The sequence below is a fragment of the Actinopolyspora lacussalsi genome (assembly GCA_030803735.1).
GTDB lineage: Bacteria > Actinomycetota > Actinomycetes > Mycobacteriales > Pseudonocardiaceae > Actinopolyspora > Actinopolyspora lacussalsi.
In genome coordinates this window covers 1,801,006-1,813,849 of sequence record JAURUC010000001.1, presented here as the reverse complement: position 1 = coordinate 1,813,849, position 12,844 = coordinate 1,801,006, and the positions used below count along the sequence as shown (strand labels likewise).

General features: G+C 68.0%; 5 protein-coding genes. 3 read left to right on the top strand and 2 right to left on the bottom strand.

Features of this window, described 5'->3' with window-relative positions; all coding sequences use genetic code 11:
* Positions 1–431: 431 nt before the first annotated feature.
* A complete protein-coding gene (locus J2S53_RS07910; RefSeq protein WP_456240450.1) occupies positions 432–1,229 on the bottom strand; it encodes a DUF4352 domain-containing protein in 798 nt (265 codons plus the stop codon).
* Between the two features lie 464 nt (positions 1,230–1,693).
* Entirely contained in the window at positions 1,694–2,920 is a 1,227-nt protein-coding gene (locus J2S53_RS07905; protein WP_456240449.1) for a DNA sulfur modification protein DndB, read from the bottom strand.
* Positions 2,921–3,137: 217 nt separating this feature from the next.
* Between J2S53_RS07905 and J2S53_RS07900 the strand changes: the two genes are divergently transcribed.
* The 3 genes from J2S53_RS07900 to J2S53_RS07890 all read left to right on the top strand — a co-directional run bounded on the left by J2S53_RS07900 (position 3,138) and on the right by J2S53_RS07890 (position 12,809).
* Complete coding sequence (locus J2S53_RS07900) at positions 3,138–5,294, top strand: N-6 DNA methylase (RefSeq protein WP_456240448.1); 2,157 nt, start codon at positions 3,138–3,140, stop codon at positions 5,292–5,294.
* A 163-nt stretch (positions 5,295–5,457) separates the two neighbouring features.
* Complete coding sequence (gene drmD, locus J2S53_RS07895) at positions 5,458–8,604, top strand: DISARM system SNF2-like helicase DrmD (protein WP_456240447.1); 3,147 nt, start codon at positions 5,458–5,460, stop codon at positions 8,602–8,604.
* Positions 8,601–12,809, top strand: coding sequence for an Eco57I restriction-modification methylase domain-containing protein (locus J2S53_RS07890; RefSeq protein WP_456240446.1), 4,209 nt, complete (start codon positions 8,601–8,603; stop codon positions 12,807–12,809). The genes drmD and J2S53_RS07890 overlap by 4 nt, the downstream gene beginning before the upstream one ends.
* Positions 12,810–12,844 lie beyond the last annotated feature (35 nt).

Here is a 12,844-nt window from a genome sequence, read left to right as displayed (position 1 = left end):
CATCGGCTGCCGGGACGGTGGTCGGGGGTCGATGACCGCTGCGGGAATCGGTTGGGTGGGATACGAGTCCGGTGGATCGGAGAAAGGGGCGTGCTCGTCGGTTCGATCCTCGTCATGGGAATTCGGCGACTGTCCTTGGCGCGGTTCCGTTCCGGGCGATTCTTCGTCTCCAGTGGTTCGGAACAGTTGCCGGAGGGTCGTCACGAGTTCGCTGAGTCGATCCCTGAATCGCAAGGTTTTCCCGGATGGTTACGTCGGTGTGTGCCGGAGCGATCCCGCTGGTTTCGTGATGGCTCGGGATCCGAGATTCGGGAACGCGTTTCCCGAGCCGGTGACGAAAGTGATTATCCGGCGTGGCCGCTTTGCGGCAGTCTAGTTCACTGTCCGTTCCGTGCGGGTTGTTTTCGGATAACAACGGTGGTTCGCACCGGTCACACCTTGCCCGTGAAGTAGACCGTGTTCGCGGCGAACACGTTCGGCTGCACGCTGACCTGCAGCTCGCCCGGTTCCTCGGAGACCGTGAAGACCATGGTGTAGGTGACGTCGCCGCCCGGTGGCAGTTGGGTGTTCGGGAGCTGGTCACCGGCGGCGTAGTTCTGCTGGGCGACCTTGCCGGCGTGCTGTGCGGTGATGTCCACCGAAGCGACGTTGTACTCGGCGTCGCCGTTGTTGACCACGTGGACGTCGAACTGGACGTATCGCTTGCCCGTCTCCGGCTGGAGGAACTGGTTGCTCTCGGTGTAGGGGCTCGGTTTCGAGACGGAGATCGTTTCGCCACCACCCCAGGTGTGCTTGTCGCCGAACCCGAGTTTCTCGGATGAGTCGGACGAGCCCGACTCCGTTGAATCGGCCTGGGACGAGCCGGACTGTGAATCGGACGAACCGTTCGAGCTCGGGGCGGGCTGTACGGATATCTCCGGTTCGTTGTTGGCGGAGCCCGCGGCTTCTCCACCGCTTTCGAGGGTGCTGACCAGCGCTGCTTGGACCACCACGGTGATCACGATCGCCAGTACGCCCAGCCCCGTGCCGATACCGGCCATCACTTTCCTGGTGCCGAACAGGGCGATGGCGCCCAGGACGATCCCCACGAAAGCTGCTACGGCGGTCAGGTTGTTCAGAATCGGGATTATCGAGCCGCATGCGCCGATGATTCCCAATATCAGGCTCGCCAGTGCGAGTCCGCTGAATTTACCGTTTCGTTGCTGCGGTGGTACCGGTGTGTAAGTCATTTGGTTTTCCTTTCGTCCACTGCGGACCGTCGGTCAGAGGGGGCGTCGATTTCTCGCGAAATCGCCGCGCCCTTGGGATGAGGTGGCTTTGTGCTCGTCGATTTCTCGCGAAATCGTCGTCGCACCGGTGCCGCTGTCGAAGCGCAACCATGCGGCTGAACAGCGCGGGTATCCCAGCTGCGTGAGTCGGATGCGCTGCCGTGTGGCGGTCCTTTGGCGCGTCGGCGCCGAAACGACCACCTACGCAGCCCGCACCGCTGCGGGTTCGAACCGCCACTGCTCCGGTATCGCGACGATGAGCGGCACCATGCCCGTGTCCCCGGTGCGTGAGTCGGATGCATTGCAAGGCCGGGCCGCTCGCCGCGTAGGTCGCTACTCAAGAGCCGGCCCAACACAGCAAGGCGCCGACTCACGTGCCGGCTACCCGGCCACGTGATCAAGCTCCACCGTGTGCTGCTTCCCGTTCATCGGCCGCGGATCCTTCGTCCGTACTGGCTCTCTGGGTGGATGACGGCGTCGGCCACGCGCCCCCCGGCGTCCTTGGCGCCGCCCGCGAAGTTCAGCGTGCCCTTGGCGTTGGCGCTGGCCGCCACGCCGTGCCAGTACCTGGCTTCGCGTTCCCAGCACACTGTGGACAGCAGGTGGAGCAGTTCGTCCTCGGTTAGCGTGCTGCCGGTGGTGGCCCAGCCGGTCGCCTGGTGTGCCGCGATGCCGATTCCCGCCAGCACCGCCGGGGCGGACACGGCCGAGCGCGCGAGGAAGTGCTCCCGCAGCGTCGAGATGACCGTCGACAGCAGCGGCACGAGCCTGCGGGTGGCCTGCTCGGCGGTGACTCCCTCGGGTAGTTCCTCGTCTCGCAGGGTCGATCCCGAACGAGTGAGCCCAGCCCGGCCGAACAGCGTGCACACCACCAGCACGCGCAGCGCCGAGAGGGTGACGACCTCGGGCGAGGAAGCCTTGAGCTGCCTGCCACGGGTCTCGACGAACTTGCCGAACGGCACGGACTCGCCGTCGCGTTCGATCCGCACGGCGTCGATCACCAGATGCGCTAGCCGGGTGCCGAAGTCGCGCTGGTCCATCGACATGGCCAGGTTCTTGGCGACCGTGATGCCCTCGACGTTGCGGTCGTAGAAGATCTGCCGCGCCTCCTTGACCTCCAGTCCCCAGAACAGTTCGAAGGGCACCCGTATCCGGGTCAGCGCGTCGATGGTGAGTCCGTAGCGCTCGGGTGAGTCGTAGAGTTCGTGCCAGGCCGCGACCTGCGTCTCGCCGTCGATGGCCACCACGGGCGAGCCGGGGGCGATGGACACCGTTCGCATGCCGGTTCCCGCGACGAGTTCCTCGCCGATCGAGGCGAGCTGCGAACCCAGCCAGAGCGTGACCGGTGGTGTCGACCACGCGGCCCCCAGATCGCCTTTCACTCCGGCTGCCATGTACCCGGCGTACGACGCGACGTTGCGGCCCTTGCTGGTGGATCGCAGCATCCGCTGCACCAGCCCGCGTACCTCGGCGTGCCTGCGCAGCGTGCCGGAGGCGTGTTTGAGCGCCTGCTGGTTCTCCTGCGACTTCGGGGAGGGGACCAGCTGCAGCAGGGTGGGCAGGCCGAGCGCGCCGATCACCGCTTCCGGGCGGAACGGGGTGACGTGCAGCCGGATGCCCTCCGTTTCGCTGGTGGGCATGGGGATGGACATGGTTTTCCTCTCTCGTGGAGCGGGTCTGGACTCTCTCGGTGAAGGGCTCTGGCTTCTCTCGTAAAGCAGGTCTGGGGTGCGATCGCCTGACACCCCGCCGCGTTGAAAGCGTGATCATAAAACCATAAGCTGAAAGCACTGTCAAACGTGTTTACAGATTTGATCGATGTTGTAGGCTGTTTACGGCTCGGCTCCCGGAACAGGACAGGACCTCGCGATGCCCCAATCAGCCGCGCAGCTGACCGCTGCCGAAATCTCCCGCATCGCGGGGGTGACGCGGGCGACGGTCAGCAACTGGCGCCGACGCCACCCGGACTTTCCGGCGCCGGTGGGTGGAACCGACAGCAGTCCCGCCTACGACGCCGAACAGGTGCGGAGCTGGCTGTCGGAGCGGGGCCAGCTCCCGCGACGAACACCACGGGAGGAACTGCGCGACACGCTGCGCACAACCGGGGACGAGATCGGCGGCCCGGCCGTCCGATTGCTGCCGCTGCTGTCGGCGTTGGCCGGGCTTGACGACTCCGAACGCGCCCTGATCGCGGGTTCGCCCGAACCGAGGCAGTGGGAGCTGCTGGACCGGGCGATGACCGAAAACCTCACCGAGAGCTCGGGGGTACGCGGGCCGCTTCCGGACGAGGTTCCGGCGACGGTGCTGCGCTCGCTGCTGGAGTGCGTGGCCGCCGAGGGCGTGCTCGCCGCGCTGGACGTGCTCACCGAGCTGATCACCGAGGACCCGGAGACCGGCACCACCCCGACCCCTCGGCCGTTGGCCGAGCTGATGGTCTCGCTATTGGCTCCCGGCGAGGAGCGGTTCCCGAAGTCAGTCTTCGACCCGGCCTGCGGGGCGGGCGGGTTGCTGCTCGCGGCGGCCGAAGCCGGTGCCGCCGAGGTGTCCGGCCAGGACGCGCACGACCCGCTGGCGGCGTTGAGCTCGGTTCGGCTGGATCTCGCGACTTCGGCCGAGCGGTTGATCCGCACTGGGGACAGCCTCCGCGCGGACGCCTTCCCGCGGCTGCGTGCCGGGGGAGTGGTCTGTGGCCCGCCGTACGGCGTGCGGGACTGGGGCCACGAGGACGTCGCCTACGACCCCCGCTGGGTCTACGGGCTGCCGCCGAAGTCGGAGTCCGAACTGGCCTGGGTGCAGCACTGCCTGGCCCACCTCGAACCGGGCGGCCGGGCGGTGCTGCTGCTGCCTCCCGGCGTGGCGGAGCGGGCCTCCGGGCGTCGGATCCGTTCCCAGCTGGTGCGTTCCGGCGCGCTGCGGGCGGTGATCGGGTTGCCGCCGGGCGCGGCGGTGCCCTCGCACCTCGGGCTGCACCTGTGGCTGCTGGCCGCGCCCGACCCCGAGCACCGCGAGGTCGCCCCCGTGCTGTTCCTGCAGCCACCGGCCGAGGAAACGGCGTTGCCCCCGGACTCCTCGGGCGAGCAGCGCGTCTCGGGGCGTGCCGCGTTGTCCTGGGAGGCGCTGCGGGAGCGGGTGTTGCCAGCTTGGCGCGACTTCCTGGCCGACCCGGAGGGTTTCGAGGCAGTGCCGGGAGTCGCCTGCGCCCGCCCGGCCGTGGACGTGCTCGACGAGAACGTCGATCTCACGCCGCGACGCCAGGTGCACACCGGTGCGGGTGCGGTCGATCCGGCGCGCAGGCACGATCAGGTGCTGCGGTCGTGGCAGCGGCTGCACCGCGCCGGTTCGGAACTGCTCGACTCGCTCGACGTTCCGGAGTGGCGTTCCGCCGGTTCGGAGCCGGTCGCCTGGCAGTCGGCCACTGTGGCCGATCTGCTGCGGGGCGGGGCGCTGGAGTTGCACCGGATCTCGACCTCCGGTGCGGCGGAGGAGACCGCCGGTGCCGAAGTGGCGCGGCGGGTGCTCACCTCCGCCGACGTCTGGGAGCACGCGGTGCCTTCCGGCTCGACCGGGCAGCCGCCCTCGGAGACGGTGGAGATCGCCGAGGGCGACGTGATCCTGCCGGACACGCTCAAGGGGTTGCGGCGGGTGCCGGTGCGCGTGGCAACGGCCGAGGACGTGGGGGCGTTGCTGGGCCGGCAGTTGTATCTGCTGCGGCCGGATCCGGAACGGTTCGACGCGTGGTTTTTGGCCGGTTTCCTCGGTTCGGAGGAGAACACGCACAGCGCCACCACCGGCAGTTCGATCCTGCGGCTGGACGCCAAGCGGTTGCGGGTACCGCTGGTGCCGCCGGAGCGGCAGCGCGGCTACGGCGATGCCTTCCGGCGGCTGCACGAGATGCGGGAGTCGGCCCGCGCGGTGGACCGGATCGCGGCCGAGGCGCTCCGCGAGACCACCGCCGGACTCACCGAGGGCGCGCTGCTGCCGCCGACCGACGACTCCGAAACGGAATCCGATGTGGACTCCCGATGACCACCGGCGACCCCGCGATGCCGGGCGCGACATCGTCCCGGCTTCGTCGTTGCGAATCCGATACCCGAACACCTGTCAGTGAATGATCATTCGTCAGTAGTATTTCCGCAGGTCGCGTTCGTGCGACGACTGCGGGGAAACCGATCCGGCCGGGGGAAAGCCGATGACAACGACCAGTGAGGGACTGGAGACCGGTGCGCTGGTCTCGGTCCGTGGGCAGAAGTGGGTCGTCAGCGAGGTCGACCAGGGCGAGACCAGCACCCTGGTGGGGCTGCAGAGCGTGGAGGACGGCCGTTACGGCGAGATGCTGGAGGTGCTCTGGGAACTCGAACCGGGCAGGCAGGTGCTGCCCGCCGGTTCGTTGCCGGAGCTGCCCGAACAGGACTTCGATCCGCCGGAACGCCTGGCCGCGTTCCTGGACGCGGTGCGCTGGTCGGCGGTGACCTCGGCCGACGTGAAGACGCTGCAGGCGCCGTTCCGCTCGGGCGTGGCGATCGAGGACTACCAGCTCGAACCGGTCGCCCGCGCCATGGACTCCCCGCGCGTGAACCTGCTGCTGGCCGACGACGTGGGCCTGGGCAAGACCGTCGAGGCCGGTCTGGTGGCCCAGGAGCTGCTGCTGCGCCAGCGCGGCAAGCGCATCATGATCGTCTGCCCGGCCGGGTTGACCGCCAAGTGGCGCGACGAGATGGCCGAGAAGTTCGGCCTGGACTTCACGGTCATCGACTCCGAGTGCTGCGCGCGGGTGCGCCGCGAGTACGGCAGCGCGGCCAACCCGTTCAACATCTTCCCCAAGGCCATCGTCAGCCTGCCCTGGCTGCGTGGCGCCAAGGCGCAGCGGCTGCTTAACGAGGTGCTGCCCGCCGGAGGACCGACCTACCCGCGCACCTTCGACCTGCTCATCCTGGACGAGGCCCACCACGCGGCCCCGGCCGCGCCGAAGCAGGTCTACGCCGTGGACTCGCAGCAGACCAAGCTGATCCGCACGCTGGCCCCGCACTTCACGCACCGGCTGTTCCTCTCGGCCACCCCGCACAACGGCTACCAGGCGTCGTTCACCGCGCTGCTGGAGATCCTCGACGACCAGCGGTTCGCCCGCGGCGTGGAGCCGGATCGGGCGGCGGTGGACGAGACCGTGGTGCGGCGGCTCAAGACCGAGATCACCGACGCCGAGGGCAATCCGCGCTTCGCCCGCCGCCACGCGATGGCGATCCCGGTGGAGTACCCGGACAGCGAGCGCGAGATCCACGGCCTGCTGACCCGGTTCGCCGCCGCTCGCCGCGACAAGCTCGCCTCCCGCCGGGGCCGCAAGGCCACCGACCTGGTGACGCTGCTGCTGAAGAAGCGGCTGTTCTCCAGCCCCGCAGCGTTCGAGCACACCGTGGGGGTGTATCTGGACACGCTGCGCTCGCGGTCCGGCTCGGCTCAGCTCGACGACGACGTTCCGGAGTGGATGGACGAGTTCTTCGACGAGCTCGCCACCTACGACGACGAGCACATGGCCGACGCCGAGGACGACGCGCTGGACCGCACCCGCCCGATGCAGCCGGACCCGGCCGAGGACGAGATCGGGCTGCTGGAGCGGATGCGGGAGTGGGCGCGCTCGCACGAGGCCCAGCCCGACGCCAAGGCCCGCGAGCTGATCAAGCACCTCCAGTACGTGTGCAAACCGGACCGGGACTGGACCGACGAGCGCGTCGTGGTGTTCACCGAGTACCGCGACACCCAGCAGTGGCTGGCCAACCTGCTGCGGCAGGAGGGCCTCGGCGGTGACAAGCTGGCCGAGCTGCACGGCGGCATGAGCACCGAGGAGCGCGAGCGGCTGCGGCTGGCCTTCCAGAAGCACCCGAGCGAGCACCCGCTGCGCATCCTGCTCGCCACCGACGCGGCCAGCGAGGGCATCGACCTGCAGAAGCACTGCCACCGGCTGGTCAACTACGACATCCCGTTCAACCCGAACAAGCTGGAACAGCGCATCGGCCGCATCGACCGCTACGGCCAGAGCCGGGTTCCCGAGGTCCGGCACTTCGTCGGCACGGGCTGGGACGGCGCCGTGGACTCCTACGAGGCGGATCTGGAGTTCCTCGCCCGGGTGGCCGACAAGGTCGCCCGCATGGCCGAGGACCTGGGGTCGGTCAACGCGGTGCTCTCGGACAAGGTGCAGCGCCGGATGCTCGGCCAGACCGTTCGCGACGACGAGGTGGACAGCGCGGGCAGCACGAAGGACCGGCTCGTGGTGGAGTCGAACGTGCGCGAGCAGGTCCGCAAGCTGCGGCAGAACCTCGACCGCACGGTCAGCGAACTGGGAACCACCCCGCGGCGCGTCAAACGCGTGGTCGACACCGCGCTGGAACTGGCCGGGCAGCAGCCGCTGCGCGAGCACGTCGACGACCGCGAGGCCCCCGTGCCCGGGACGCTGTACGACGTGCCCGCACTGACCGGCTCCTGGACCCGCGCCACCGAGGGGCTGACCGAGAAACCGGTCGAAACCGACCGGTCGCGAACCGCCGAGCAACCGCGCCAGCTGCCGGTGACCTTCGACCCGGCCGTGGCCGAGGGCCGCGACGACGTGGTGCTGGCTCACCTCAACCACCCGCTGGTGTCGATGTCGACCGGCCTGCTGCGCTCGGCGGTGTCCAACGAGAACTCGGAGCTGCACCGGGTGACCGCGGTGGTCAGCGACGATCCCGAACTGGAGGACGTGCTCGTCGGCGCGTACTCGCGGTTCGTGCTGGTCGGCGCCGACGGGGTGCGGCTGCACGAGGAGGTCATCCACGCGGGCGGCTGGGCACCGGCCAACGGGCGGTTCCGCAGGCTGGAGAACCTCAGCACGCTCGGCGGCATCCTGGACCGCGCGCTGACCGACGGCACCCCCGCGCCCCCGCCGGTGTGGAACCGGATCGTGGGCCGCTGGCCGAAGGTCCGGGACGGTCTGCTCTCGGCCATCGACTGGCGCACCAACACCCGGCGGGACTCGCTGCGGCGCACGCTGGCCCAGCGCGAGGAGGCCGAGCGGGAGCGCATCAACACCGTCATCGACCAGTTCGCGAGCACGCTGCGCGCCAAGCTGGCCGAGGACGAGGACCAGGCGGAGGAGGCGCTGTTCAGCCGCGCCGACGTCAGCCGCAGCCGGGAGGAGCGCGCCCAGTACCGCCGCGACCGGCAGAAGTGGCAGCAGCGGCTGGATCAGCTCGCCACCGAGCGGGACCGCGAGCTCGGCGTGATCGCCGAGCGCTACCGCGAGCAGGAACCGCACCGTTTCCCCGTAGCCGTGATCGTTGTCGTGCCGAAGCGAGAGGCGACCCGATGAGCCCGAAACCGTTCCACCGCAAGGCACCGGACGCAGCCGAGCAGCACCGCGAGTGGCTGGACCTGGTCGAGGTGAGCGGCCCGTTCCTCTCGCTGCCGGTGCTCAAGCGGCACTGGCCGAGCGGGCCGGACGCGCTGGACAAGCCCACCAGGCAGCGGCTGCGTCGCGCGCACTCGGCCTGGCAGGCCGACGTGGCCGCGGGGCAGCGGGACTGGATCGACTACGTGCTCGGCGAGCTGCTCGGCTGGGGCGAGCGGCTGCGCCGCGAGGGGCTGGAGGGGCTCTCGCTCGACGTGGCCGAGCACGACACCCGGCTGGCGCCCTCCTTCGCGCTGGTCGAACCCGACGAGCACGTCGAGCAGGGCGGGCGGGCCGAGCCGGGCGAGCGGTCCGAATCGGACGAGCGAGTCGAGCCAGCAGAGTGGGTCGAGCCAGCCGAGTCGGTCGAGCCAGGCGAGCCGGACGAGTCGGCCGAGCAGGTCAAGCCGGACGCGGTGCGGCTGCTCGGCATGGTCTGCGAGCCGGGCCAGCAGCCCACCGCCCGCCTCGCCGGTTCCAGCTGGGCCGCCACGCCCGCCGATCGGCTGGCCCAGCTGTGCCGCCACCACGGCGTCGAGCTCGGCCTGGTCACCGACGGCCGCTGGTGGGCGCTGGTGCGCGCCCCGCGCACCGGGGTGACCACCACGGCCGTGTTCGACGCGGTGCCGTGGCCGGAGGCCGCCGAACGCGACGTGGTGCGCGCCTTCGTCTCGCTGCTGGGGCGCAAGCGGTTCTTCGCGGTGCCGGCGGGCGAGCGGTTGCCCGAGCTGCTCCAGGCCAGCGAGGACTCGCAGGAGGAGATCACCGAGGCCCTGGGCGTGCAGGTGCGTGAGGCGGTGGAGCTGCTGGTGGCGGCGTTCGGCCGGGCCAGCACCGAGCAGCGCCGCCGTGGCGAGTCCGAACTGGACTCGGTGGCCGCGCACGAGGTCTACCGCGGCACGGTGTCAGTGATGATGCGCGTGGTGTTCCTGCTGTTCGCCGAGGAGCGCAGGCTGCTGCCCTCGGACAACGAGCTGTATGCCACCACCTACTCGGCGGGGCGGCTCTACGACGAGTTGGAGCGGCGCGAGCTGGAGTCCAGCGAGGAGGACCTGCAGCAGACCTACACCGGCTGGTACCGGCTGCTGGCGCTGTTCGAGGCGGTCTACCGGGGCGTGACCCATCCCAGGCTGACGATGCACCCGCACGACGGTTCGCTGTTCGACCCGGACGCGTTCCCGTGGCTGCCGCTGAACATCGACGACCGCACCGTGCTGCACATGCTGCGCTCGGTGCAGCACGTCTGGGTGGGCAGCGGCAAGTCGCGCGAGCGGCGCACCCTGTCGTTCCGCACGCTGGACGTGGAGCAGATCGGCTACGTCTACGAGGGCCTGCTCTCCTACGACGGGTTCCGCGCCGAGGACACCACCGTGGGGCTGGTCGGCAAGCAGGGCAGGGAGGCCGAGGTGCCGCTGCGGCGGCTGGAGGAGCTCGCCGCCGCCAGCGCCGACACCACTGAGCTGGCCGAGACGCTGGCGGCCGAGTTCAAGGACTCCGGCATCGGCACGGCCAAGCAGCTGGCCAAGCGGCTCGCCCCGCCGGACGCGGTGGAGCGGGAGGAGCGGCGCAAGAAGCTGCTCGGCGTCACCAGGGGCGATGCCGCGCTGACCGAGCGGCTGCTGCCGTTCCGGGGCGTGATCCGCGACGATCTGCGCGAGCTGCCGGTGGTGGTGCTGGGCGGGGAGCTGTTCGTCACCGAGTCGCCGCTGCGCGCCAACACCGGCACGCACTACACGCCGCGGTTCCTGGCCGAGGACGTGGTGCGCCACGCGCTGGAGCCGCTGGTCTACGAGCCGGGGCCGTTGACCACGGCCGAGCAGCGCGAGTGGCGGCTCAAGCCCAGCGGCGAGATCCTCAAGCTGCGGGTGGCCGACATCGCGATGGGCTCGGCCGCGTTCCTGGTGGCCGCGGCGCGGTATCTGGGCGGCAGGCTGCTGGAGGCCTGGATCGCCGAGGACGACGAGCGGGTGCGCGAGTACCAGCCGCAGGAGCACGCCGGGGACAGCGAGGAGGACCCGGCGGTGGTGGAGGCGCGCAGGCAGGTGATCGAGCACTGCCTGTACGGCGCGGACATCAACCCGATGGCGGTGGAGATGGCCAAGCTCTCGCTGTGGTTGGTGTCGATGGATTCCCAGCGGCCGTTCACCTTCCTGGATGACCGGTTGGTGGCGGGGGACTCGTTGTTGGGGATCACCTCGCTGGAGCAGCTGGAGTACATGCACCTGGACGCCAAGAAGGGCAGGGCGATCCACGAGCGGTCCCCCGTGGACTTCACCGCCGATGTTCGTTCGCTGGTGTCCGAGGTGGCCGAGCAGCGTCGCGAGCTGCGCGAGATCGACGGCACCACCCTGGAGGGTTTGAACCGCAAGCGGGCGCTGCTGGCCGAGGCCAACCTCAAGGGCAGGCGGGCCGAGCTGGCCGCGGATCTCACCGTCGGCGCCGCGCTGGCGCACGCCGGGCGTGGCGAGAAGGGGCTGCGTGACGGCTCCATCGCCGCCGCCGACCACGCGCGGCGGATGCACACCGACGAGGCCCGCGCACGCGAGCAGGCCCGCGAGTGGCTGGACACCGACCTGCCCGCGGGCAACTTCGGCCGCGACACGCTGCACTGGCCGCTGGTCTTCCCCGAGGTCTTCGAGGACGGTGGTTTCGATGCGGTGGTGGGGAACCCGCCGTTCTTGGGTGGGCTGAAGCTACAGACCGCATTGGGAGACAGCTACCGGGATTATCTGGTTAACCACCTGGGGCGTGGCGTACGAGGAGTTCGTGGCACCGGTGATCTAGTTGCTTATTTCGCACTCCGACTTCATCAGTTGCTCAACGAATGCGGTCAATCCGGCATCATCGCCACAAACACGCTGGCTCAAGGTGACAGTAGACGTGTCGGGCTGGATCAGATCGTTGGTGACGGAAACACAATCAGGCGTTCTGTGAAGTCTAAGCCGTGGCCATCGAGGTCGGCGATGCTGGAGTACTGTGCCGTTTGGATAACTAGTTACACTGTTCCTGGTTCAGCAAGTATTATTTCTGACGAAATTCCGGTTTCTGGGATTGAATCTTCGCTCGATCCTAAATCTAGAGCTCAAGGAAACCCTGAAAGGCTCGTTTCAAATCAAGGCATCGCTTTTCAAGGGAGTAACATACTTGGCACTGGTTTTACGATGGATGTCAGTAGTGCGAGAGATCTTATTGAGAAAGATCACAAAAATAACGATGTTTTGTTTCCGTATCTCAATGGAAGCGATCTAAATTCGAATCCTGATACTTCCCCCAGTCGTTGGGTTATAAACTTCCATGATTGGCCTGAGTGGAAAGCTAAAGAGTACAAGGACTGCTATAATCAAGTTGCACGGCTAGTGCGTCCAGAGCGCGAAAATAATAAATACAGCTCTAGTGCACGTGAGCGATGGTGGCAGTTCCTTGCTACAAGGCCCAATCTTCATTCGGCTATCGCTGATTTAGAGCGAGTGGTGGCGATTGCTCAGACAAGCCGGACAGCAATGCCTGTTATGGTTCCTGAAGGGCAAGTATTTTCTCATATGTTGATTGTATTTGCTTTCGATGATCCTGGAAGATTGGCGATATTGTCAAGCGCGCAACACTACTTGTGGGCAAAGGCGTACGGCTCGAAGATGAAGGCTGATTTTCGCTATATTCCTTCTAACGTATTTGAAACATTCCCGCTGCCGGAACTCACTCAGGAACTCCGGGATCTCGGTGACGAGTTGGATCGCTATCGCCGGGACGTGATGCTCACGCGGGATTCTGGGCTTACCAAGACCTACAACCTGGTGTTCGATCCGGAGTGCACGGATTCGGACGTTCGAGAGCTGCGACGGATTCATCGCGAGATCGACGAGGCCACGGTGCGCGCCTACGGCTGGCAGGATCGCATCGACGCGGTCGGCGGCCTGGACCACGGCTTCCACCCGGTCGGCCGCGAGACCCGCTACACCATCGGCCCCGCGGCCCAGCGCGAGATCCTGGACAGCCTGCTCGAACTCAACCACGAGCGCTACCAACAGGAAGTCGCCCAGGGCCTGCACGACAAGAAAAAGGGCACCACCAAAAAAGCCACGGCTAAAAAACCCACCAACCAGGATGACGAGCCGAAGCTGTTCGAGTGACCCGAATCCCCTTGCCAAACCGGAACGGAGGCCCG

Coding starts and splice junctions, on each gene's coding strand:
- J2S53_RS07910 (WP_456240450.1), bottom strand. CDS start 1,229: ATGACTTACACACCGGTACCACCGCAGCAACGAAACGGTAAATTCAGC.
- J2S53_RS07905 (WP_456240449.1), bottom strand. CDS start 2,920: ATGTCCATCCCCATGCCCACCAGCGAAACGGAGGGCATCCGGCTGCAC.
- J2S53_RS07900 (WP_456240448.1), top strand. CDS start 3,138: ATGCCCCAATCAGCCGCGCAGCTGACCGCTGCCGAAATCTCCCGCATC.
- drmD (WP_456240447.1), top strand. CDS start 5,458: ATGACAACGACCAGTGAGGGACTGGAGACCGGTGCGCTGGTCTCGGTC.
- J2S53_RS07890 (WP_456240446.1), top strand. CDS start 8,601: ATGAGCCCGAAACCGTTCCACCGCAAGGCACCGGACGCAGCCGAGCAG.